At 55.4% G+C, this 24,562-nt stretch carries 19 protein-coding genes; all 19 read left to right on the top strand.

Annotation, left to right across the window (positions count from 1 at the left end):
• The 19 genes from asnB (AB1555_05430) (at nt 1) to AB1555_05340 (ending at nt 24,396) form a co-directional block, all read left to right on the top strand.
• Entirely contained in the window at nt 1–1,896 is a 1,896-nt protein-coding gene (gene asnB / locus AB1555_05430; GenBank protein ID MEW6246137.1) for an asparagine synthase (glutamine-hydrolyzing), read from the top strand.
• On the top strand, nt 1,893–3,047 hold the full coding sequence (locus AB1555_05425) for a glycosyltransferase family 2 protein (protein MEW6246136.1): 1,155 nt from the start codon (nt 1,893–1,895) through the stop codon (nt 3,045–3,047). Before asnB (AB1555_05430) ends, AB1555_05425 begins: the two co-directional genes overlap by 4 nt.
• Nucleotides 3,048–3,063: 16 nt before the next feature.
• Entirely contained in the window at nt 3,064–4,329 is a 1,266-nt protein-coding gene (locus AB1555_05420; GenBank protein ID MEW6246135.1) for a hypothetical protein, read from the top strand.
• Entirely contained in the window at nt 4,295–5,074 is a 780-nt protein-coding gene (locus tag AB1555_05415) for a formyltransferase family protein (protein MEW6246134.1), read from the top strand. The genes AB1555_05420 and AB1555_05415 overlap by 35 nt, the downstream gene beginning before the upstream one ends.
• Nucleotides 5,075–5,136: 62 nt before the next feature.
• Complete coding sequence (locus AB1555_05410; protein ID MEW6246133.1) at nt 5,137–5,664, top strand: serine O-acetyltransferase; 528 nt, start codon at nt 5,137–5,139, stop codon at nt 5,662–5,664.
• Between the two features lie 11 nt (nt 5,665–5,675).
• The gene (locus AB1555_05405) at nt 5,676–6,479 is read left to right on the top strand and encodes a class I SAM-dependent methyltransferase (protein ID MEW6246132.1); all 804 of its coding nucleotides are present in this window, start codon (nt 5,676–5,678) and stop codon (nt 6,477–6,479) included.
• On the top strand, nt 6,479–7,441 hold the full coding sequence (locus AB1555_05400; GenBank protein ID MEW6246131.1) for a glycosyltransferase: 963 nt from the start codon (nt 6,479–6,481) through the stop codon (nt 7,439–7,441). The genes AB1555_05405 and AB1555_05400 overlap by 1 nt, the downstream gene beginning before the upstream one ends.
• A gap of 42 nt (nt 7,442–7,483) precedes the next feature.
• Complete coding sequence (locus tag AB1555_05395) at nt 7,484–8,830, top strand: glycosyltransferase (GenBank protein MEW6246130.1); 1,347 nt, start codon at nt 7,484–7,486, stop codon at nt 8,828–8,830.
• A 73-nt stretch (nt 8,831–8,903) separates the two neighbouring features.
• Nucleotides 8,904–11,558 (top strand): beta-L-arabinofuranosidase domain-containing protein, encoded by a 2,655-nt coding sequence (locus AB1555_05390; protein ID MEW6246129.1) that lies wholly within the window; start codon nt 8,904–8,906, stop codon nt 11,556–11,558.
• On the top strand, nt 11,551–12,738 hold the full coding sequence (locus AB1555_05385) for a glycosyltransferase family 4 protein (GenBank protein ID MEW6246128.1): 1,188 nt from the start codon (nt 11,551–11,553) through the stop codon (nt 12,736–12,738). Before AB1555_05390 ends, AB1555_05385 begins: the two co-directional genes overlap by 8 nt.
• Nucleotides 12,739–12,818: 80 nt before the next feature.
• A complete protein-coding gene (locus AB1555_05380) occupies nt 12,819–14,663 on the top strand; it encodes a carbamoyltransferase (GenBank protein MEW6246127.1) in 1,845 nt (614 codons plus the stop codon).
• Between the two features lie 14 nt (nt 14,664–14,677).
• Nucleotides 14,678–15,073 (top strand): SxtJ family membrane protein, encoded by a 396-nt coding sequence (locus AB1555_05375; protein MEW6246126.1) that lies wholly within the window; start codon nt 14,678–14,680, stop codon nt 15,071–15,073.
• Nucleotides 15,074–15,087: 14 nt separating this feature from the next.
• A complete protein-coding gene (locus AB1555_05370; GenBank protein MEW6246125.1) occupies nt 15,088–15,240 on the top strand; it encodes a DUF5989 family protein in 153 nt (50 codons plus the stop codon).
• Nucleotides 15,241–15,354: 114 nt separating this feature from the next.
• Nucleotides 15,355–17,265: an asparagine synthase (glutamine-hydrolyzing) gene (asnB, locus tag AB1555_05365; GenBank protein ID MEW6246124.1), complete on the top strand. Its 1,911-nt coding sequence runs from the start codon at nt 15,355–15,357 to the stop codon at nt 17,263–17,265.
• A 184-nt stretch (nt 17,266–17,449) separates the two neighbouring features.
• The gene (locus AB1555_05360; GenBank protein MEW6246123.1) at nt 17,450–18,337 is read left to right on the top strand and encodes a WalW protein; all 888 of its coding nucleotides are present in this window, start codon (nt 17,450–17,452) and stop codon (nt 18,335–18,337) included.
• A complete protein-coding gene (locus AB1555_05355; protein ID MEW6246122.1) occupies nt 18,334–20,187 on the top strand; it encodes a carbamoyltransferase C-terminal domain-containing protein in 1,854 nt (617 codons plus the stop codon). The genes AB1555_05360 and AB1555_05355 overlap by 4 nt, the downstream gene beginning before the upstream one ends.
• A gap of 40 nt (nt 20,188–20,227) precedes the next feature.
• A complete protein-coding gene (locus AB1555_05350; protein MEW6246121.1) occupies nt 20,228–21,421 on the top strand; it encodes a glycosyltransferase in 1,194 nt (397 codons plus the stop codon).
• Between the two features lie 43 nt (nt 21,422–21,464).
• A complete protein-coding gene (locus AB1555_05345) occupies nt 21,465–22,829 on the top strand; it encodes an O-antigen ligase family protein (GenBank protein MEW6246120.1) in 1,365 nt (454 codons plus the stop codon).
• A 142-nt stretch (nt 22,830–22,971) separates the two neighbouring features.
• Nucleotides 22,972–24,396: an SGNH/GDSL hydrolase family protein gene (locus AB1555_05340; GenBank protein ID MEW6246119.1), complete on the top strand. Its 1,425-nt coding sequence runs from the start codon at nt 22,972–22,974 to the stop codon at nt 24,394–24,396.
• The last annotated feature ends 166 nt before the right edge of the window (nt 24,397–24,562 follow it).

The raw sequence follows: 24,562 nt of genomic DNA, 5'->3' as shown, positions 1-24,562 counted from the left end.
ATGTGCGGGATCGTCGGTCTCTACAACTGGAACGAGCCAACTGAGGCGGTCGGCGATCACCTGAAGCGGATGTGTCAGAGCATCACGCACCGGGGGCCGGACGACGAGGGGGTTTTCCTTTCCCGAGGGATCGGCCTCGGTATGCGACGTCTGAGTATCATCGATGTCGCGGGCGGGCATCAGCCGATCTCCAATGAAGACGGCACGGTCACGGTCGTCTTCAACGGCGAGATTTACAATTACCGCGAGCTTCGCGAGAACTTGAGCCGGCGCGGTCATCGCTTTCGGACACAGACCGACACCGAAGTGATCGTTCACGCGTATGAAGAGGATGGTCAGGATTGCGTCAAGCAATTCAACGGCATTTTCGCCTTCGCCTTGTGGGATGCGCGGGCCGGACGACTCGTCGTCGCCCGAGACCGGATGGGGGTCAAACCTCTCTACTACACCCGCACGCCGCGAGGATTCGCCCTGGCCTCCGAGATCAAAGCACTGCTGACGGTTCCCGGAGTCCCGCGGGTCATCGACCCGGAGGCGGCTGCTCAATTCTTTCGCCTGGGATTCGTCACCCCCCCGCGCACCCTTTTCGGCGGGATCCACAAGTTGCCGGCCGGTTGGCGATTGGTCGCCGAGCGCGGAACGTTTCAATTGCAGAAGTACTGGGATCTGGACTTTGTCCGCCCCGCTCTCGTGCCGAGCTTCGAGGAGTGCTGCGAGGAACTGCGGGCGGTCTTGCGGGAGGCGGTCACGAGCCAGATGGTCAGCGACGTGCCGCTGGGCGCGTTTCTCAGCGGCGGGGTCGATTCGACCGCCGTGGTCGCCTTCATGCGGCAAGCAGCGACCCACGGCGTCAGGACTTATAGCATCGGGTTCGACGCGCAATATGTCTATCACAACGAAGCCCCGTTCGCGGAAGCGGCAGCACGGGCGTTGGGGACGGTACACAAGACGTTGATTGTTCGTCCCCATGTCGCGGACCTCTTGCCCAGTCTCGTCGAGAAACTGGATGAACCGTTGACCGACACCTCGTTCCTTCTTTCTTACCTGGTCAGCGAACTCGCTCATCACGACGTCAAAGTCGCACTGTCCGGGTTGGGCGGAGACGAGTTGTTCGGAGGCTACCGTCGCTATCTCGCTCCGTCGTTGAACCGCTTGATTGACTGGATCCCGGTGAACGTCAGGGGATCGATCGGGAAGCTGTTCGACCACCGGCTTCACGCAGACCGCGGGACGGTCTGGGGCAATCTCGGTCGCTACGGAAAGGCGTGGGGACGAGCCTTAGCCCTTCCTATGGCACAGCAGTATGTCGGACTCCTCTCCGTGCTTTCAGTCGAGTTGGTCGACGACCTGCTGAGCCGTCGGACGCCAGGTCACGATCCTGGCGGCGATTTGGGCGAGTTCTATAATCGGGCGGGAGCCGAGGCCTCGCTGGATCGTTTGATGTACGTCGATGCGAAAACCGTCCTTCCGGAGAGCCTGCTTCTGCTCACCGACAAGATGGGGATGGCGAACTCTCTCGAGGTCCGAGTGCCCTTCCTTGACAACCGGGTCGTTGATTTCGTCCGCCGCGTTCCCGCCCATTACCGCGTGCGGGGATGGACCTTGAAACGTCTGCTGAAAGCCGCGCTCAGGGGCATCGTTCCGGACTTTGTCCTCGACCGCTCCAAGCGTGGGTTCGGCGGGCCGATGGGAGCGTGGCTTCGGACGGACCTTCGGCCGTTGATCGCCCAGTTGCTCGCGAGAGACCGTTTGAAGCGCGACGGCATTCTGAACGGCGACGTCGTCGCTTCCGTGATCGCGGCCCATGATGCGGGAAAAGAGGACCATACCGAGGCGATCCTGGCGTGTTTGGTCTTCGAGCTCTGGCGCGAACGGTTCAAAGTGGCGCTCCCATGACGACAATGGCGGTCATCGCGGCATGGACGGCTTTCGGTCTGGTGGGCTATGTCTACGTCGGGTATCCCTTGGCGCTATGGTGCCTGGCCCGCCTCAGACCGCGCGCCGTGTCTTCGAGCGACACGACGCCGTCGGTCACGCTTTTGATCTCCGCGTACAACGAGGAGCATGCGATCGGACCAAAGTTGGAGAACACCCTTCGTCTGGATTATCCGAAGGAGAAACTCCAGATCATCGTCATTTCCGACGCCTCGACGGACGGCACCGATTGGATCGTGCGCTCGTTCGAAGACCGAGGCGTGACCTTGCTGAGAATGCTCTCGAGGGGAGGGAAAACGGTCGGGCTCAATGCCGCCTTGACTCTGGCCACGGGAGATGTGGTCGTGTTCAGCGATGCGAATATCCTGTATCAAACCGACACGCTTCGGAATTTGGTCAGAGGTTTCGCGGACCCAAGCGTCGGATGTGTGACCGGCGATTCACGCTATCTCGAGGAGACACAATCCGCGGCGGACGCGCAGGAGAACGCCTACTGGGGCTACGAACGGATGATTCGGTTATGGGAAAGCCAAGTCGGCAGCACCGTGGGAGGAGACGGCGCCATCTTTGCCATCCGCAGGCAGCTCTATACCCCCTTGGCCCCGGAGGCTATCAATGATCTGGTCATTCCGCTTCAGATTGTCGCCAAGGGCTATCGCGCGATTTACGAGCCGACGGCCGTGGGCTATGAACCGGCGGCGGGAGACTTTCGGAAGGAGTTCCGCCGAAAGCGACGGATCGTCAACCGGAGTTGGCGGGGAGTCATGAGTGTCGCCGATGTGCTCAAGCCGTGGCGCGTGGGTCTCTTCGCCTGGCAAGTCTGGTCCCATAAAGTCCTCCGCTGGTTGGTTCTCCCCCTGATCATGATCGCGGTGGTCGGATGTCTGGTTGCGGCGCAGGATGGATGGGCGTACCGAGTCGGCCTGTTGGGGTTTGCTTTGAGCGTCGGACTGGCCGGCGTGGGAGCGGTCGTCCCGGATCGAGGCGGCATCGGCACTCGAGTCGCCCATGGCATGTTTTATTTCTACCTGGTCAATCTGGCCGCCGTCCTCGGAATAGCCCGCGCCCTCCGCGGGGATGTCGAAATGGTTTGGGCTCCCGAGCGACGCTAGGTTTTACGAAGACAGAATGATGCGTCAAAAACTCAAACGATTGTTGCCGCCTGCGGTGCTCCGCTCGCTCCGTCTCGCAGAAGAGGCCGTGCGACAGCGCCTGTATCGACCGAGCCACATGGCAATCGTCTGGCGCGATGTTCAGCCGCTTCGAGCCGAAACGACCCTCGGCGAAGCAAGCCGGACCGTGTGCCGACAGGCCATCCTCGATTGGCTTTGCCGGGCGCAGGACGCGACGGGCGGCGGCGGAGTGGCGGGGTATTACAGTTTCTCGCACGGATGGAGCGCGGCGTACCCCGAGACCACCGGATACATCATCCCGACGTTTCTGGAGGCGGCCAGACGGTTCAAGATTTCGGAATATGAAGAGCGGGCCAGGCGGATGGCCGATTGGGAAGCGGACATTCAACTCGCCGACGGCTCCTGGCAATCAAGCTTTGTCACCGCTCCGAAAGTGCCGGCGGTCTTCAATACCGGCCAAGTGATCGAAGGGCTGGTGGCGGCCCACTCCTGGTTCGGAGATTCCCGCTACCTGGAAGCCGCGGCACGCGGCGGAGATTGGCTGGTCAAGAACCAAGACGAAGACGGGGGATGGCGTCGATTTACCTACCGGAATACGTCCAACACCTATTTCACCAGGGTGGCGTGGCCGTTGGTTGTGCTCGCCAAGGTCACCGGCGAAGTCGCCTACCGCCTCAGCGCCGTTCGGTTCTTGGAATGGGCCGCCCGCTGTCAGAATGACGCCGGCTGGTTCGAGCATTGCTCTTTGGAGATCAACGAGCCGCCGCTCACGCACACGATCGGCTATACGATCGAAGGATTTATCGAGTCCGGACTCCTCCTGAAAGAAGATCGGTGGATTGCGGTCGGACAACGTGCCGCGGACGCGCTACTGCACCGATACGAAGTGCGCCACCATCTCGCCGGCACCTATGCACCGGGCTGGAAAGGCGATCATTCTTTTTCCTGTTTGACCGGCTGCGCCCAAATCAGCCGAATCTGGAACCGGTTGTACGAAATCACCCGCGACGCCCGATACCTCAACGCAGCTTTGAAGTTGAACGACTTTGTGATCAGCCGAATCGACCTTCGTTCAGGCAATGCCGGGCTTCGCGGAGGTGTGTTGGGGTCGTATCCGGTCCGGGGCCCTTATATGTCATATCGTGTTCCCAACTGGGCGGCCAAGTTCATGCTCGATGCGTTGTTTGCGGAAGAAGATGCCATGACCATCTTCCGGAGCCACTACGATGACCATCGTCATTCTGTGCGGATACCCCAATAGTCAATACGCCAGGGATATTCTAAGGGCGCTGAATAGCCGGGGACTCCGGGGAGTGCACGTCGTCGCAGCGAGCGGCGCGTCCGGTCAGCGATCGGCCCGAAAGCTCTGGAGGACCCACGGGTTCGCCCTTCCTCTCGTAGCGGCTCGCTGGGTCGCCCGCCGTCTTCTGACCGCGCTTCATGCTCCGCTGAATGCGACGCAACATCATGCCCCGACCCTCGAGTCCGAGACGACAGCCCAGGGCGGGCGGTTTCTCGTCGTTCAGGATGTCAACAGCGAGGAGACCCGACGCGCGCTGAGCGACCTCAACGTCGATCTGATGATTCTCGGCGGCGCGCCGATCGTCAAAGCTCCTATCCTTCAGGTGCCCCGCATCGGAACTCTCAATGCGCACCAGGGCGCGCTCCCTCAATTACGCGGCATGAACGTCATCGAATGGGCGCTCCTTGAAGGGATCCCCCCCACCATTACGGTGCATTTCGTCGATCCCGGCGTCGATACTGGAGATATCGTCGCGATGGAGCGTATCCCGATTCATCCCGGCGATACGCTCGTCTCCGTCCGAGCTACTGCGAGCCGGGTACAGAGCGAGCTGCTCGCGCGAACGGCTTGCGAAGCCGATCATGGCTTCCTGCCGAGACGATCACAGCGCCGAGAAGACGGCAAGCAATATTACGCCATGCATCCTCGGTTGAAGGTTTGTGCCGAAGCTCGCCTGCCTCTGTTTGCCCTAGGCACTGCATGAATATCTGCGACACCCGTGATTCAAGCCTGTCTTCTTCCAAGCCGAGATCGTCCTTCTGGACCATGATCCGAGCCGATCTTGCCCGCTTTCAGGAGGACAAGGGCGGCCTCAGGAACATCGTCAGAGGCTTTGCTTCACAGGGATTTCTCGCGATCTTGGTCTATCGGTTCTTTCGATGGTTTCACGAGCGCGGCATTCCGACCCAGCCGTTTCGGTTCCTGGTTGAACGATTGGTGGAAATTACGACGGGTATCTCCATCCCCGTGGAGGCGCAAATCGGAAAGGGCCTGCGCATCCACCATTTTGGGGGGGTCATCCTGCATCCGGAGGTCGTGATCGGGGAACACTGTACGCTGTACCATGATGTGACCTTGGGCGATCGCGGCGGATGGGGCGGCGCGCCTCGCGTGGGGAACAATGTCCTGATCGGCGCAGGAGCCAAGGTTCTTGGGAGCATCGACGTTGGAGATCGGAGTGTGATCGGGGCCAACGCGGTCGTGCTGGCTTCCGTCCCTCCCGACTCGCTCGCGGTAGGCGTCCCTGCAGTCTGCAAACCCGGACGGTCGTCGTCTCGATCCGGCCGAATGTAAAGGAACCGGCAATGTCTCACAGAGAGAAGGAACACACTTCGCTTCAATCGCGGCACGAAGTCGAGCGCCGATTCCACGATGAAAAGGCCGCTTCGCACCATCATCATCACCACGGCCACGATTCGAACGGACATAACTTCTATGCGAGGGGCGGCATGGACCCTGTTTGGGACGCGTACTTGCGTTCAGTCGGAGCGCTCGACGGCAGGAGGGTCCTGGACTTCGGATGTGGAGAAGGTTGGAGCACCATCGCGTACTGCAAACGCGGCGCGATGGTCTATTGTTTCGACATTTCCCCCGAGAGTATTCGCAACCTTGTGCGCGAGGCTGAAACCGCCGGCGTCGCCGGACGGATCCGTCCCGCCGTGATGGCTGCCGAAGACCTGGGCTATCCGAGCAAGACGTTCGACCTGGTTTTGGGAGTCTCCATCCTTCATCACACGGACGTGAGCTGTGTAGGTCGTGAGATTGCCCGCGTCCTGAAGTCCGGCGGTCGTGCCCTATTCATTGAGCCGCTCGCGCACAATATCTTTTTGCGAATATTTCGACGGCTGACCCCGCATAGACGGACTCCCACGGAGCAACCGATGACGGTCAGGCAGATCACGGACTTCATACGCGCATTCCGTTTCGGGGAGTATCGCGGCCACCAATTCCTATCCATTTTCCCGCAAGGATTGTTTTGGCTGACGGGGAGCGAATGGCTCCTCCGCAATGCTCTACGCGTGACGGACCGATTGGATCGTTGGATCCTGTCGGCCTTCCCATTTCTCCAGCGGTATTGTTGGGCAGCTATTATCGAGGTGCGCAACTGATGGCCATTCGTCCTCGTGTGTCAGTGATCATTCCTGCACACAACGAAGCAGCACATCTCCCCGCGCTGTTAGATTCGCTTGCTTCGCTCAAGTTCCCCAAAGACCAGATGGAAGTGATCGTCGTCGACCACGAATCCACGGATGACACCGGTCGGATCGCAGAACACGCCGGCGCCACCGTCGTTCGAAAACACGGCGGAACTATCTCCAGCGTCCGCAATGCCGGAGCGAAGGCCGCCGGCGGTGAGATTTTGGCCTTCCTCGACGCCGACTGCACAGTCGATGAGGAGTGGCTTGCCCACGCGATGCCGCATTTTGAAGACGTCGCAGTAGGCGCGGTCGGTAGTTATCATCTCGTGCCCTTGCAACCTCCGACCTGGGTTCGGAGGATCTTACAAAAACAGATTCAGGCCCGTCCGTGTATTGCCGAAGCGACCTGGCTTCCGTCCGGAAACATGTTCGTCCGCCAGAGCGCTTTCTGGGAATGCGGCGGCTTCGACGAAGCGCTCCTGACATGTGAGGACGTGGATCTCTGCTATCGCTTGGCCAGGCAGTACAAGATCGTTGCGGACTCCCGCATTCGGTGCTGGCACCATGGCGAGCCCCAAACGCTGTGGGAAGTGTTTCGGAAGGAGTTATGGAGAGGACGAGACAACTTCGCCGGGGCCTTCCGGCACGGACTGAGACCGTCAGAACTGCCGAGCTTGGTGGTGCCCATCTACGTGGTGTGTGCGTTCCTCGGCGTCCTCACGAGCCCGCTCGTCTGGGCGGTCGATCATTACGCCGCATGGTGGTGGCTCGCCGGATCAACGGCTGCTCTCGGCGGCCCGATTCTCGCTTTATCAGCGCTTCTCAGCGCGAGAGCCGAGTCAGCGCGCTATGTCTTCCATTTTGCCGCCTATTTCCTGGTGTATTTCTTGGCCCGCGGTCTGGGGCCGATCCATGCGTGGCGCAATATCTGAGCCTGAACACAGCCGCACCTATCACCCATGAAGCGCGTCCTCATGATCGCTTACTTTTTCCCGCCCGTTGGAGGGATCGGCGCAGCCGGCTCCCAACGTGTCCTCAAGTTCGCCAAATACCTGCCGAAGTATGCATGGCAACCGATCATTCTTTCCGTCAAAGAGCAGTGTTACGAGCCGTATTTATCGACAGATCCGTCGCTACTCTCGAAAGTTTCTCCTGGAACCCCGGTGGTTCGGACGCCCATCATCCGGTGGCTGACCCGCATCCTCGAACTGAAAGGCAAACTGAGACGACCGGTTGCGGTAGGATCGCCTTGTGCTGAAGCGCCTCCGGTGCCTCCTCAGAGTGTGATGCGTTCTTCCCGGGGCGGATGGTACCAGCGGGTCAAAGACGGCATCACGGACTTATTCGAAATCCCCGACGAGGAAATGGGGTGGATCCTTCCCGCGACCTTCGCCGGCTTGGCGGCCTACAGGCGTCATCGCTACGATGCGATCTTTTCGACCGGTCGCCCATGGAGCGCCCATGTGATCGGTCTTCTCCTCAAGCGAATCACCGGTAAGTCCCTCGTCGTGGATTTCCGCGATCCCTGGATGACGAATCCGTTTAGATTACCTTATTCTCGACTGAAAGATACTCTGGAAGGATTCCTTGAGCGTAAGGTTATCGAAGGTGCTGATCTCGTCATCGCCAACACAAAGGAATTGCAAGCTGAATTCATGCGGCGTTTTCCGAGTCAGCCATGTACCAAGTTTGCCGTCCTCTTGAACGGATTTGATCCGGACGATTATGGACCATCGAAAGAAGGACAGTCTAATGAGAGTGGAGAGAGCTTTGTCGTCGCCCATACCGGCTTCTTGTACGGACGGAGAGATCCATTACCATTTTTAAAGGCTGTCAAGAAACTCATTAGCCGATCGGAAATAGATCGCAAACATCTGACGGTCAACCTTGTCGGCACTGTGGAGTTGCCGTATAACTTGCCGGAGTTCCTCGTCGCCCACGGCCTGGATGACATCGTAATGCTTCACAATCACGTTCCTTTTCAGGAAAGCTTGGACCACATGCGTCGCGCGTCCGTTCTGCTGTTACTCCAACCTGGAACCACAACGCAAGTGCCGTCCAAGCTGTTCGAATACATCGGCATGAAAAAACCGATATTGGCGATCTCACCCAAGTCCGGTGCCACGAGTAGAATTGTATCCGAGGAAGGACTGGGCGAAACTGCCGATCCGGACGACGTCGAGGAGATCGCACTCGCATTGGAAAGACTCTACAAGCGCTGGAAGGCCAAGGAACGCCCCGATTTCACTTACGAGGCGGCATATCGGAAGTACAACGTACAATTTATGACGGAACAACTGGCCTCGCTGCTGCCTCAATGATCCTTGCTTCCCACCAGGATGTCTGGTTGATCATCTCCGTGAGACTAAATGATCAGGGAAGTGTAGCCATCCGATGATGCTTCGTACTCTCGATATTCCGATTGTTTTAGAAGAACACTTGGGGATCACCAGGAAGCAGGAACCGGTGACGCTCGGAATTCCGCTTCCTAAGGGGGCAAGTCAGTCCTTAGGCGTCTTCTCGCTGATTGATACGAACGATAACGTGGCGCCCTTTCAGGTCCGCGAGATGGCGAGATGGAACGATGGTAGTCTGAAGTGGGTCTTGCTCGATTTTTTTGCGGACGCAGAACCTTTGCGCACAACGAAGTACCACCTTCTGATTGGACGCCATTCCGCTGGCCTGGTCACCTATCCTGAACTGTCGGTGATGAGACAGAACGATAGTGTCGAAGTTCGAACCGGCGCAGCCGTGTTCCAATTAAGAACCACCTCGTTCGGACCGTTCTCAAGTGTGATAACAAAAGGCGTCGAGATATTGGACAATGCAGCCAGCGGGATGGTCCTGACAGATCACGCCGGTGTCCCGTGCTTTCAGCGAGTCGACAAAGTAGTCGTGGAGTCTGAAGGACCGATCAGGGCAACCGTCAGATTCGAGGGAACCTTCCGACTTCAAGATGGAACCCTCCATTCGGAGTTCTTTTCTCGACTTGACTTCTTTGGCGGAACCACCTTGGTTCGACTTCAGTTCACTCTTCGTAATCCCCGGGCAGCGCGGCATCCGCGGGGATTATGGGATTTGGGAGACGCCGGCTCAGCTTATTTTAAGGACCTTTCTCTTTCGATCGGCCTTCGCTGCGCCGATAGCCGTCGATTTCAGTGGATTGCCGAACCGCTGCAGGCAGTGCAGTCAGGACATCATGAGCGTTTCCAGATTTATCAAGATTCGAGCGGAGGACAAAACTGGCAAAGCCATAACCACGTGAACCGGCTCGGAGTAGTCCCGAATAGTTTCAAAGGGTACCGTGTGACGGAGGATGGGATCGATATTGCACGTGGGAATCGAGCCACGCCGATCGTGGCTTTATCGACCAATTCGGCGACGGTCGCTACGACTATAGAACAGTTTTGGCAGAATTTTCCGAAACGGCTGGAGATCAACGGCTATGCGCTCCGACTCGGTTTGTTCCCTGATGCCTATCAGGACGTCTTCGAGTTGCAGGGAGGAGAGCAAAAGACACATGCCGCGTGGTTGTATTTCGGAGAAGACAATTTATCGATCTCCAATCTTCTGTGGATGAATCATCGCATCCTAGCTCGTTCTACTCCAGACTGGTATGCTGACACCAAGGTCTTTGCCTTTTTCCTGCCGACCGATCAACAACCGCGCCGCAGCAAAGAGCTTGTCTTAGCCAGCGAGTTGATCGACAGCGCCGTCCATGGCGACGATACGTTCTTTCACAGGCGGGAAATCATCGATGAATATGGGTGGAGACACTTCGGGGATTTGTATGCCGATCATGAGGCCGTGAGCCATACGGGCGGAACTCCCCTGGTAGCCCACTACAACAATCAGTATGACGTGATCCACGGCGCTCTTCTGCAATACTGCCGCAGCGGCGATCATCGGTGGTTCACGCTGGCCGACGATCTTGCAAAACATGTCATAGACATCGACATCTATCACACCCGGGAGGATCGGCCGGCCGTCAACGGAGGATTGTTTTGGCATACCGACCACTACACCGATGCCGGGACCGCAACCCATCGGGCGTATTCACGTGCGAGCCCGCAGGCTGCACGGTCGTCCGGATACGGAGGGGGGCCGGCTTGCGAACACAACTATACGACAGGGCTACTGTATTACTACTACCTGACGGGAAATCCTCAAGCTTTCGATTCGGTCATCACCTTGGCCGACTGGGTCGTCAACATGGACGATGGGTCTAAACGGACACTCGGGCTTTTGGACCCCCGACCGACAGGCTACTGTACGTTGACCGCCACTCCCGGCTATCACGGTCCTGGACGTGGGGCAGGAAATTCCGTCAATGCTTTGATCGACGCCTATACGTTGACCGGCGCCCCTCGATATCTCAATCGAGCCGAGCAACTGATTCGCCGTTGCATTCACCCGAACGACGATATCGAAGACCGGAAACTCGATGATGTCGAACGGAGATGGTCCTATACCGTGTTTCTGAGCGTGTTGGGAAAATATCTCGATCTCAAAATGGAACAGGATGCCTGCGATGACATGTATGCATACGCAAGAGCAAGCCTGCTTCATTACGCACGATGGATGCTCGATCATGAAGTACCGTACAAGAGCGTGCTCCACAAGGTAGAGATTCCTACGGAAACCTGGCCGGCCCAGGATATCAGAAAAGCCACGGTCTTCCATTGGGCAGCCAAGCATTCTTCGGAACCTTTTCGGGAACAATTTCGCTCGAAAGCGTCCTTCTACTTTAATGCTAGCGTAACAGATCTCCTGTCTTTTCCGACGCACAGATTGACAAGGCCTATCGTCATTCTATTGGGTCATGCATATATTCACGCGTATTGTCTCGTCCAAGGCGAGGGAATGGCTCCGGAGCCGTTCCGGCAGTTCGATTTCGGTCGTCCTCGACCGTTCAAGTGTCAGTTCCACGAATTGTATCGAGCAAGGGACGGGATTCAGCAATTGGTCGGACAGGTGAAGGACATCGTGTTTCGGACGCGCTCCCGTTTCTCAGGAACACGAAACGCCGCCGAGGGTCGCTATGCCTGAAATCAGGCTCTTGGAGGTGCGGAACACCTATAAATGGGGCGGCGGGCCCGATAAGACCATCCTTCTTTCAGCGGCTCTTCATGACCGAGCGCGCGTATCGACCGTTGTCGCCTATATCAGGGATGTCCGTGATCGAGAGTTTACGATTTCTCAAAAGGCACGTGCGCTCGACCTGAACTTTTACGAAATTCCAGAGCGAGGAAAATTCGATCCGCGTGTCCTGTCGGCATTGAGGAAACTTGTTGTCCAGCACGACATCAATCTCATCCATCCCCATGATTATAAAAGCGACCTTTTTTGTTACCTGGTCAGCCTCTCGCTGAGGAACCGCCCTCTCACGTTGATTTCTACCGCCCATAACTGGGCCATGATGGGTTTTCGGGGAGAAATCTATAAGCGATTGGACTTGTTTGTCATGCGGCGCTTCGACCACCTGATTGCTGTCTCCGACGCGACAAAATCCGCAATGATCGATGCAGGGCTATCCCCCAGAAAGATTACAGTCATCCATAACGCCATAGATACAACGGCCTGGACGCCACGGGCAACGAATACGTTCAGGTCCGAATTCGGGTTGGAAGGTGTCTTTCCGCTTATCGGCTATATCGGACGAATAACCGAAGAGAAGGATCTCCAGACATGGCTTCGGGTTGCAGCCAACATTGCACGGCAATACACCGAAGCACGGTTTGTAATTGTCGGTGATGGTGCAAGTCCCCGCCTCCAAACCGAACTACAAGAAATGGCGACCAGCCTGAGAATCTCCGAACGGATCGTCTTTACGGGTTACCGCCAGGATCTTCAGAACATCTATGCGGCGTTAGACGTGTTTTTTATGACCTCGTGTCGGGAGGGGTTGTCCAACAGTATTTTGGAGGCTATGGCCATGGGATTGCCCGTGGTTGCTACAGACGTTGGCGGCACCAAGGAATTGATCGAGGATGGAGACAGTGGACACCTCCTGCCGGTCGGTGATTCGACCGGCATGACCGCAGCCCTCCTGAAACTGCTCGGTGACCAGCGCCTGCGCTCGCGGATGGCTCTGGCTGCGCGAAAAAGAGTGGAGGAGAAGTTTTCCTTCCAGGTACGGTTGCGCCGGATCGAAGATCTCTACGAGCAGTTGATCCGGGGAAAGACAGAAGCTCTGAATCTTAGAGAGGCGGCGCACCTGCGTGCCTAGTGCACCACCAAATTCTCACAACTTACTACTGACCTTGCGCGGCAGTTGATGATCAAAGCTGATCCGAAGTAGGAGGAGCCGTGACCAGCATTCTAGGAATCTCAGCGTACTATCACGATAGTGCGGCGTGTCTGGTCACGGACGGGGATATCGTGGCGGCTGCCCAAGAGGAACGCTTTACGCGCAAGAAGCATGATCCTCGCTTTCCCATCCACGCCGTCGGCTATTGCCTGAAAGAAGGCGGTGTATCTCTTTCGGATTTAAAGTACATCGTCTTTTATGACAAGCCGCTTGTGAAATTCGAACGGATACTTGAGACTTACCTGGCCTTCGCTCCCAAAGGTGTTCAATCGTTCCTCGTTTCGATGCCTGTCTGGCTCAAAGAAAAATTGCTGCTCAAGAGTCTTCTGCAAAAGGAATTGCTTTCGGCTGGTTCCGGCAAATCCACACAGGACTTCCCGCCCATTCTGTTCTGCGAACACCATGAGTCACATGCGGCTTCGGCTTTCTATCCATCACCGTTCGAACAGGCTGCGGTTTTGTGCATGGATGGGGTAGGGGAATGGGCGACAACCTCCGCATGGCTGGGCAACGGCAACACGCTAACACCGCTGTGGGAGATCCCGTTTCCCCATTCCCTTGGATTGCTGTATTCTGCGTTCACCTATTACACGGGTTTCAAGGTCAATTCCGGTGAGTACAAGGTCATGGGGTTGGCTCCCTATGGCGAGCCGAAATACGTTAAAGCGATTTACGATCACTTGATCGATCTGAAAGCCGACGGCACTTTCCGGCTCAACATGGATTACTTTGACTATTGCACCGGTCTGAAGATGACCGGAGGCAAGTTCGACGAGCTGTTCGGCGGACCACCGCGTGAGCCTGAAAGTAACTTGACCCAGCGCGAAATGGATCTCGCTCGTTCCATCCAAGAAGTGACGGAAGAAGTGATGCTTCGCCTGAGCCGTACCCTCCATCAAGAAACCGGTTGCGACCGTCTGTGTTTGGCAGGAGGAGTCGCATTGAACTGTGTGGGAAACGGTCGCCTCCTGCGCGAGGGTCCTTATAAGGGACTTTGGATCCAACCGGCAGCGGGTGACGCCGGGGGTGCGGTCGGGGCAGCCTTAGCGGCCTGGCATCAATATGAAGAGCACCCGCGGAAATCGACAGGCCATGACCGGATGAAAGGCAGTTTCTTGGGACCCGCCTTTTCGAATGACCAAATCGAGCGATTCCTCAGAAAACAGAACGCCCCCTATGAAGTCCTGGCCGACAGCCGCCTGTTCGATCGCATTGCCGACGAACTGGCGGCCGGTAAGGTTGTCGGCTGGTTCCAAGGCCGTATGGAATTTGGCCCCCGGGCGCTCGGAGCTCGAAGCATTTTGGGCGATGCTCGCAATCCCAAGATGCAATCCGTGATGAATCTCAAGATCAAATATCGAGAGTCGTTCCGCCCCTTCGCTCCGTCAGTCCTTCGGGAGCGTGTGTCCGATTACTTTGACATGAATACCGACAGTCCTTACATGCTCCTCGTGGCGCCCGTTCTCGAACGGCGCCGCCTGCCTCTCCCGGTCGATCGCACCAAACTTTGGGGGATCGACCTGTTGAATATGCCGCGCTCCGACATCCCGGCCGTCACCCATCTCGATTACTCGGCCCGCATTCAGACTGTTCACCGAGAGACCAATCCCCGCTATTACCAACTTTTGAATGCTTTTGAGGCAAAAACAGGTTGTGCAGTGCTGGTCAACACCTCCTTCAACGTCAGAGGTGAGCCGATCGTCTGCACACCGGAGGATGCGTACCGGTGTTTCATGCGGACCGAAATGGACATTCTCGTTCTGGAGAACTGTGTGCTTATAAAATCTGAGCAGAAACCGCTCCAAGGGGACACGGATTGGAAGAACGAGTTCGAGCTCGATTGAGGGAGAGCCTCGCTATGGAACAGGTAAACGCCACAAAAGAGCTGCGCACCTTTGGCTTCTTGGTCGGGGGGATCTTTCTGGTTATCGGACTCTGGCCGTTGGTGTTGCGAGGCGAAGAGCTGAGGCTATGGGCAGTCAGCCTCGGCAGCGGACTCGTCGGACTCGGCGGAGCGTTTCCGCGGACCTTGAAGCCTGTCTACGCAATCTGGATGAAACTGGGGCACGTCGTTGGGTGGATGAATACCCGGCTCCTCTTGGGCATCGTCTTTTTCGGCCTGATTACGCCTATGGGATTAGCGATGCGCCTCTTTGGGTGGGATGCCATGCGCCGGGGATTTGCCAACGATTCTCCCACTTATCGGATCATTCGCCATCCACGCCCGCGAACGCATATGAAAAACCAATTCTAATAAGGAATCCGCGTATGGGTGAATTTCTCATAGAGTTATGGGCATTCATGAGAGAGCGAAAGAAGTTTTGGCTGTTGCCTATCGTGCTGGTGTTGCTCTTCCTCGGAACATTAATTGTCTTCACTCAAGGCTCCGCCGTCGCGCCGTTCATCTATACCCTCTTTTGACAAAGGAGACCAATCGATCGTCAATAAGGGCTCTGTCCGGAGACTCCGGATTGGCAACTTGAATCGCCGAAACTGTTGCAATCTGTAGCTCTGACCGCCTGATTAATTTCGACCATGTGTGGAATCAGCGGAAAACTCAATTTTGATCCGCATCACTCTGTGACCCGTGAGGAGTTGTCGCGGATGATCGCACAGCTTCGTCACCGTGGGCCGGACGGCGAAGGAATGTGGATACAAGGACACGTCGGTCTGGCTCATTGTCGGCTCTCAATCATTGACTTGAGGACCATCGCCGGTCAGCCGATGTGCAATGAAGATGGAACCGTATGGGTTACGTTCAACGGAGAAATCTATAACTTCATGGAATTACGGAAGGAGCTTGAAGGACGCGGCCATAGTTTTCGAACTGACAGCGACACAGAGGTGCTCGTTCACGCCTATGAGGAGTATGGACGCGAGTGCCTGAACCGTTTGCGCGGCATGTTTGCATTCGGAGTTTGGGACGGAAGGTCTCGAACTCTCCTGCTCGCAAGAGATCGTCTCGGCAAAAAACCTCTTGTCTATTACCACGATCAAGACCGGTTCATATTTGCGTCGGAAGTGAAAGCGATTCTCGCCGAATGGTCCGTTTCCATTGAGCCCGATCCGATCGCCATCGATCAATACCTTGCTTTGGGCTATGTCCCTGCTCCGAGAACCGCATTTAAAGGCATCCGCAAACTTCCGCCAGGCCATTGGCTAGAAGTTCGAGAAGGTGAGGTCGCGATCGGTCGCTATTGGAAGCTGCATTACACTCCCAAGCGTGTGATTTCGTTCCAAGAGGCGACGGCCGAGTTCCGATGGCGCTTCGCAGAAGCCGTACGGCTCCGGCTTGTGAGCGACGTCCCCATTGGAGCATTTCTGAGCGGCGGCGTCGATTCGAGCGCAGTCGTCGCAGCTATGGCCAAAGCGATGAATCGTCCGGTGCGGACCTTTTCCGTAGGATTCGCAGATGCGGCATTTGATGAAAGGCCGTTCGCAAGACTGGTCGCAGAGCGATTTCGGACGGATCACACGGACCTGGTCGTCAACGCCCCGGTGGCGGACATCCTCCCCAATATTGCCTGGTTCTATGATGAACCTTTCGGAGATTCGTCCTCCGTCCCCAGCTACGCGATCGCCCAAGTGACCCGCCAGCACGTCACAGTGGTCTTAAACGGAGACGGCGGGGATGAGAACTTTGCGGGGTATGATCGATACGTCCTTAATCATCTAGCTCATTACGGCGACCTTTTACCGTCCGGGCTCCGACGAAATATTGCCGATCTGACTCATCTGTTGCCTCGGTCTTGGCGGCGATGGTCGCCGATGAAAAAACTCAACAGAATGGTTGAAATGATGGCTCAGACGCCCGAGCGTCGTTTTGCCCGGTGGAGCGAACACTTTCAACCTTACGAGCGGCAGGCGCTGTATACCGATGATTTTTTAGCGACACTCGAAGGTCATGACCCGGAGCAGCTATTCATCGACCGGTTTCAGCAAAGCGACGCTGCGGATTGGACCGATGCGTCGTTAGATGTGGATATCAGCCTCTACCTTCCGGATGATCTCCTGGTGAAAATGGATCGAGCTACTATGGCCCACTCTCTGGAGGCACGCTCGCCGTTTCTCGACCACGAGCTGATGGAATTCGTAGCCAGTCTGCCGCTGAAGATGAAATTGTTTGGGCGGGAGAAGAAGCGGCTTCTGCGGTACGCTTTGCGCGGAACTATCCCCGACAGCATCCTTGACCGTCCCAAGAGGGGGTTCGAAGTCCCGTTGGCCAAGTGGTTTAGACACGAATTACGGGATCTTAGCGAGGAGCTTCTCTTGTCGAGCCGCGCGAACCAACGAGGGTATTTCCGATCCGATCGCGTAGCTCGGATGATTGAGAACCACCGAGCCGGAGTGGAGGATTGGTCCGTTCATCTCTGGGATCTTCTCATGTTGGAGCAGTGGCACCGCACGTTCATCGATCCAGACACTCGGCGTGTATCGCCCTCATAGGCCGACACCTTCGTTTGGGCGCAATGCCCAAGCCACCCTTACCTGAATCGTGTTGCGCCCAAGCCCGCAAGACTTTTGCAATCTTCCATCCGGTAGCCCACCGCACCTTGTTGTCGTCATCGATACCGAGGAGGAGTTCGATTGGTCGAGCGGATACGCCCGTTCGAATACGGCTGTCACGGCGATGCGCTATATCGGGCGCGCTCAAGCACTCTTCGACGAATACAAGATCAAACCTGTCTACGTCATCGACTATCCGGTGGCAAACCAAGAGGACGGCTATCGTCCGCTTCAAGAAATTCATGCGGATGGTCGTTGCGTGATCGGAGCACACCTCCACCCGTGGGTGAATCCTCCCTTCGATGAACCCTTGCTAAGACGCAACAGTTTTCCTGGCAATCTCCCGCGTGCGTTGGAAGCGAAAAAGCTGCAAGTGCTCGGGGAGTGCATTGGCAAGCGATTCGGGCAGGCGCCGGTTTTGTACAAGGCGGGGCGGTACGGCGTCGGTCCTCATACTGCATCCATCTTGGAGGAACAACGCTATCAGATCGATTTGAGTGTATGTCCGGAAATGGATTATTCCGCTGAAGGAGGCCCGGACTTCACTTCTTATTCCGCCTGGCCGTACTGGTTTGGGTCAGGGTTGCTCGAACTGCCGCTCACCGTCGGCTACACGGGAAGGCTTAGACGATGGGGGAAAATGTGCCGCTCTCTGTTGACGACCGAACGCTCGATTCGATGGCGCATACCAGGGGTTCTGGCCAGGCTTAATCTTTTAGAAAAGGTTTGGTTTTCTCCCGAGGGGCATGTATCTTCGGAGCAAGAACGCCTCTTGCGCGCACTCATTTCCGACGGATTAAAAGTCTTCACATTCGCGTTCCACAGTCCGTCTCTCGCGCCGGGACATACCCCATATGTGAGATCGCAAAAGGACCTGGAGCAATTCATGGCACGGTGCCGCAGCGTGCTTGATTTCTTTATGGGCGAATGCGGAGGGCGTCCGACGACTCCCATGGAAGTAAAGTCCATGCTGGTACCGCTTACCCACTTGAGGCATCAGGAGGACCCATGATCGTGTTCGCGATATCTCCGTTGGATAAGGATTCGACGGTCACTCTCTTGGACAACGGCAAGGTCCTCTTCGCCGCCGGGGAAGAGCGGTTTACTCGTCAGAAATTGCAGGATGGGTTTCCGTCTCACGCATTACGAGCCGGACTCGCCCATACCGGCATTTCCCTGAAAGATATTGATCAGGTCGCATATCCCTTTTTCGATTCAAAAAGAGAAACCGAATTATTTACCAAGAACCTGCAGGATGAAGCCAATTTCTTGAATTCGGCGCCGTTCACCGGGATGCGGAAGGACATCGAGACGGCCTTAGCGAGAGTGCCCAAGCGCACCGAGTCCATTCCTGGTCTCCTGGACCCGAACGAGACGATGCAAAAGGGCGTGATTCACAGATGGATTTATAGGATGGCGGGGGTTGAAGGAGTCTGGTCCAGACAGGCGGCCAAGCGCGGATCCGTTACGTGGAAGCGCGAAGCTGCGGCCTCTCACAACGCGTGGCAGCAGGAGTTAGAAGCTAACCTGAAAGAGTTGGGGCTTCTTCAGAAACTAAAAAGATACGATCATCATCTGTCTCACGCCGCAGCGGCGTATTTTGCCAGTGGATATGACAGAGCGTTGATTGTGACCCTGGACGGCTATGGATCGGGTCTGGCCGGTTCCATCAGCATTGGCGAAGGACGCCGGTTACGACGCATACACAAGCTGGAATATCCGCACTCGCTCGGGACGTTTTATGAAAGCGTGACGTCCTCGTTGGGATTCAAGCCGAGTCGCCATGAGGGTAAAATTGTCGGTCTGGCGGCTTATGGGGAGCCAAAGATCCTGCTCGATGTCGTCATGAGCCGGTTCGTTGAGGAACCAGGCTCATTCTGTGTTCGCGAAAGCAACAATATCTACTTTTCTCGTTATCTTGCCTCGCTGTTCCCCAAAGTTGACGTCGCGGCCGCGTACCAACGCGCATTGGAAATCGTGGCCACGAACTATATTCGCTATTACGTTGAAACCGCCGGAATCGATACGGTCGTCATGGCCGGGGGGGTCATGGCGAATGTCAAAATGAATCAAAGAATATTCGAGATTCCGGGCATTCGTCGGATTTTCATCTATCCCAATATGGGGGATGGAGGTTGTGGGACAGGTGCAGGTTTTCTTGCTTGCCGTGAGTCGCTCGACGGAGACACTGCCTACAAGTCGGTTTACTATGGACCGGAATATTCCGACGGCGTGATCCAAGAGGAGCTTCAACGCGCAGGGCTTGCTTTCGAGCGCATTGACCCCATTGAACCCAAAGTGGCGGCCTTGATTCACGAAGGTAGCGTCGTGGCACGGTTCAACGGACGGATGGAGTACGGCCCCAGAGCTTTGGGAAATCGATCGATCCTCTATCGGGCGACTGAACCGGAAGTCAACCAATGGTTGAATCAGAGACTAGGACGCACGGAATTTATGCCCTTTGCACCCGCGACGCTCTATGAGGAACGAGACCGTTGTTATCACCACATCGATGGCGCAGAACTCGCCGCCCAATTCATGACCATCACGTTTGATTGCACCGAGTTTATGAAGCGGACCTGTCCGGCCGCTGTGCACGTGGACGGCACCGCTCGGCCGCAGTTAGTCCACCGGGAGACGAACCCGAGCTTCCACACCATACTGACCGAGTATTACCGGTTGAGCGGGATCCCTTCCGTGATCAACACCAGCTTTAACATGCACGAGGAGCCCATCGTGAACTCCCCGGGAGATGCGATTCGGGCCTTTCTGGATGGCAACCTCGACTACCTCGCGATTGGTCGCTATCTCGTGAGGCATCCTTTTTCCCGTAAAAAGGCATCAAGTCCGAACTCGATCTAACTACGGCGCAATATGCGCGACCGGAGCCATCGGGAGACTGATGGCTTCGTTCTTCCCACAGACTCAAGCTGAACATATCGCTATCATGGCTATATCGGGCGACCCTTCGGATCGCATCGTTGTCGGGCATATGATATACGCCTTCACGGTTGGCGGTGAGGAGCGTGAACTACTGAACATTATCCGCTACGGGAACAAGGAGCGCTTTCTCCATGTCATTGTGAGCTTTACCGAAGTCGGAGCGTTTGGCGAAGAAGCCCAACGTTTGGGATTCAGGGTCCTTTCGCTGAACAAGAAAATGGGGAATGACTTTTCTCTTCCCTTTCGCATCGCAAAGCTTATCAGCATGTACGGCGTTCGCGTGATACACGCTAGAGGATGGGCCACATTGGTGGAAGCCGCCTTGGCTTCGAGACTGTCGAGGGTCAGAGGATCAATTTATGCCTTTCATGGACGAACTTACGATGACCTACAGGGACGAAGTATCAAACGCCAGTTGCTCCAGTCGCTCTTTGTGCGGGCTTACGATCGCATCGTTACCTTAAACTCCTTGATGAAAAGGGAGTTCTCGCGCGAATGTCGTCTCAGCGAAGACAAGATCGATGTCATAGCCAACGGGATTGAGTTAGACAGGTTTTCTCCGTCGTCAAATCGCTCCGCGCTGAGGGAAGCACATGGTATTCCGCTTGACAGATTCGTAATCGGGAACGTTGGCCGACTGGATCCTGTCAAGAATCACGAGACTCTGTTACGCGCAGTGTATGGCCTAAAACAACGCGGGAGAAGGCCTTATCTCATCATTGTCGGCGAAGGACCATCCAGAGCAGCGCTCGAGAGCCTGATCGCCAGTCTTGGCCTCGCGGACGACGTTCGTCTTTCCGGATTCAGCAAGCGTATTCCAGAACTTCTAAACTGTATGGATCTTTATGTTCAGTCTTCTTTGTATGAGGGGTCCAGTCATACATTGGTGGAAGCGATGGCCTGCGGTCTTCCCGTCGTGGCGACTGATGTCGGAGGAACTGCCGATCTGTTTGAAGATGGCCGCGAGGGGTTCCGCTTCAAACCTCGTGACGAGAACGCCTTGTTGGAGTTGATCGCCAAGATTCAAGACGATCCCCAACTTCGGAGAACTATGGGTTATCACGCGCGTGACCGTGCACTCAAATTATTCTCTGTCGAAATGATGGTCAAACGTTACGAACAGATCTATCACGAACTTGCAACGCTAAGATAGCTGTACTGTACCGCTGATAATCATCGTTTACGTTTTCCCGAGCATGCGCATCTTCGTCCTATTCTTAACCTATTACGGCTGCGCTATTTACGGGTACTTCAACCCCGTCTTTGGCGTGCTCTTTTTCGTTCACATTACCGTTCTACGGCCCGAGAGCTTGGTATGGGGGAACCTCGTCTTCGGACGGCTTCATCTCATTACCGCCGGTCTGAGCCTAGCGGGTTATCTCATCCATCGGCAGACACTTGAACGACAAAGCGAAATTCAAGGCAAGTATCAAACCAGGTATGTGTTTTTGTTTCTCACATACATCGTTTGGTTGTATGTCGTCACTTTCCTTGCAGAGGCGTCATTCGATCGCAGCCTTGAAAAAGCGCTTGATATGACGAAGATCTTCGCCCTTTGCTTTCTTTTGAGCAAGACACTTACTACGAAAGAACGTTTCGAGCACTATATCTGGGTGACGGCCGTATCATTTGGCCTTTTGGGATTCTGGGGATTTCTACAAGGCGTCTCGGGAAACTTCCGGTTAGACGATTTGTGGCCTGGTGGATCAAGCCAAATTTCCGCCGCGCTGGTTCTCGTCATACCGCTTATACTGGCGCGAGCGATGGATCCACGCCTAGCGAAAATGCTCAAGTTCGTGTTGATCGGCTGCGCGATAGCGATCGTACTGTGCCTGATGTACACTTCATCACGTGGTGGATTCTTAGGGCTTGTAGGGGCGGGCGGAATGTTTTTCCTGTTGATGCGGCAGCGGACAAAGGCGTTGATTTTTGCCGCCGCTGTTGCCGCAGCGGTCATCATATGGCAACCGGCATCCTATCAAGAACGGATCAGCACCATCTTTGTCCCAGAAGAACAGCGGGATGCCTCCTCACAATCGCGAGTTGTTTTGTGGAGTATTGCCTTGCGAATTTGGCAGGATCACATGATCGCGGGTGTTGGCCTGAACAACTTTTCTGCGATAAAAGAAACCTATGTCGACAAGGTTTCAGACCTGGTCCAGGACCCTGTAATGTATGACATCATATTCGGCAAAGAAAGGCTGCCTCACGGCGTCTATACCGGCATGCTGGCGGAATCCGGCCTGGTAGGACTTATGCTATTTTTATGTATTGTCCTGCGCGGCCTTGTTTTTCAAGTGCCTTCCGTTTTCGGCGCTGACGAGCGATTTCGAAACTTGCATTTTCAAATGCGTGGCGCGCAGGCAGGTATTGTCGGATTTCTCATCGCCAGTCTGTTTGCCGATCTCCAATATATTGAGTTCTTCTACGTACACCTATTTTTCGTTGGCGCGCTGCGCGCCTATGCTTATCGGGTTGGTGAGTTGGCACATGAGAATGGAACACCTATCATGACACCTGAATCTCAGACTGTTCTGCAACTCGCGCAAGAACCGAGTTAAAGAGCCTCACTTCCGATTCATCTGCACCTCATTTCAACCTTCTCTACCCTCTACTTCCATCACACCTTGGAACCTCACTAACACAAAGCGATGAGTTGTGACTGACGCTCAAATGTGCATCGGCTGAGAACCAGAGGACGATGTGAGTAAAGTACAGAAAAGATCGCCTATCGCTTCGACAGCGGATGCGGTTCTTTTGGGAACCATATTCCTTATCCTATTGGGTTTTGTTTACACCTGGACAAGAAAAGATGTCTTAGGGATGACATTTATTTTTTACGGGGCTTGTGAACTACTGGGGGTTACGGCATACACAGTCGCTTATTTGGTTCTGAAGGAATCGATCAGGATAAACCTTGCGTTAGTTACCGTTTCTGTCGGAGTCACGATTTTGTCGTCTGAAATCGTGCTGTCGCTTGTCCAGACTGATGTGGATGATCGAGTTTTTGCGGCCCGCTTGGCGGGAGCGAAGTTCGATCAGCGAAGTAAGTTTGAACTCATCGACAATCTCAAGGCGAGCGGTGTCCAGGCGGTTCCTTCTATTACGCCAAGACTATGGGCAGAAGGGAATGCGGGTCGGGTTCACGATGGACAACTTATTCCGCTAAGCGGCTTATCAAAAAGAGTAACGGTCTTTTGCAACGAAGGGGGAGAGTTCGCCACATATGAAAGTGACGAACATGGATTTAATAACCCCATCGGGTTGTACCAGAAGGGGAAAGTCGATGTCGTTCTTATCGGAGATTCTTTCGCGCATGGAGCCTGCGTAAAACAAGGGGAAGACATCGCCTCTCATCTTCGAGCCTATGACATCAGAGCGCTCAATTTGGGCATGGCTGGTAGCGGGCCTTTGATCGAACTGGCGATCTTGACGGAATATGCGGAACCCGTGGCACCTCGCATTGTTCTGTGGATGTATTTCGAGGAAAACGACCAGTACAATCTTGTACGAGAGCAGACATTTCCCTTTTTCCTGCGATACTTGGACCGGCAATTCAAGTTGGGCCTGTTCGACCAGCAGGATAAAATAGATACTTTGCTTTTAGAACCATTTCTTGCCGAGGCTCAAGCTGACGTAGAGTCCGAGGAAGAAGAACGAAGACAGCGGGAGGGAATAAGAGGGCAGAAGTGGGCGAAGATTCTAAGGCTGTACCACTTGCGAACGCGATTGGGGGTGAACAAGCCGGCTTCTCCTCCTTCCACGCCCCCGCCTTCCGATCTGTTCTCTAAAATTCTTGCCGAAGCCAGAAACCGCGCTCTGGCGTGGGGCGGTCGGATGTATTTCGTGTATATTCCCGACTACACCAGATACAATCAGACGCACCGGGACCACGATTCGCTTTTCCACAGAGCCGGGGTCCTGGAGGCTGTTCAGAAACTGGGAATACCTATCATCGATGTTCACGAATTTTTGAGTCATCATCCGGATCCTCTATCTTTATACCCGCTCCGAGTCCATGGACATTTCAACGCACAAGGTTACCGTTTGATAGCCAATTACCTTCAACAGTCCATTGATGAGATAGAAACCCGCTTTTTAGTTCCTCCTGCAAATCCTACCTCTTAGCCTTAAGGCACCTCTGAGTTTCCATCTTTTCACTTCCTGCTCCACCATTCTAGGAGTTGAAAGAGTCAATCCAGCATTGTGTTGCCTCGCGCTGGCTTGCTCGCACAGCTTTCTTGAATTCTGAAAGCGGTCCGGTTTTCTGAGGAAGAGAAGCGTTGAACATCTG

The sequence above is a fragment of the Nitrospirota bacterium genome (assembly GCA_040755395.1).
Taxonomy (GTDB): Bacteria; Nitrospirota; Nitrospiria; order Nitrospirales; family Nitrospiraceae; genus DATLZU01.
This window is presented reverse-complemented; position numbering and strand designations above follow the sequence as displayed.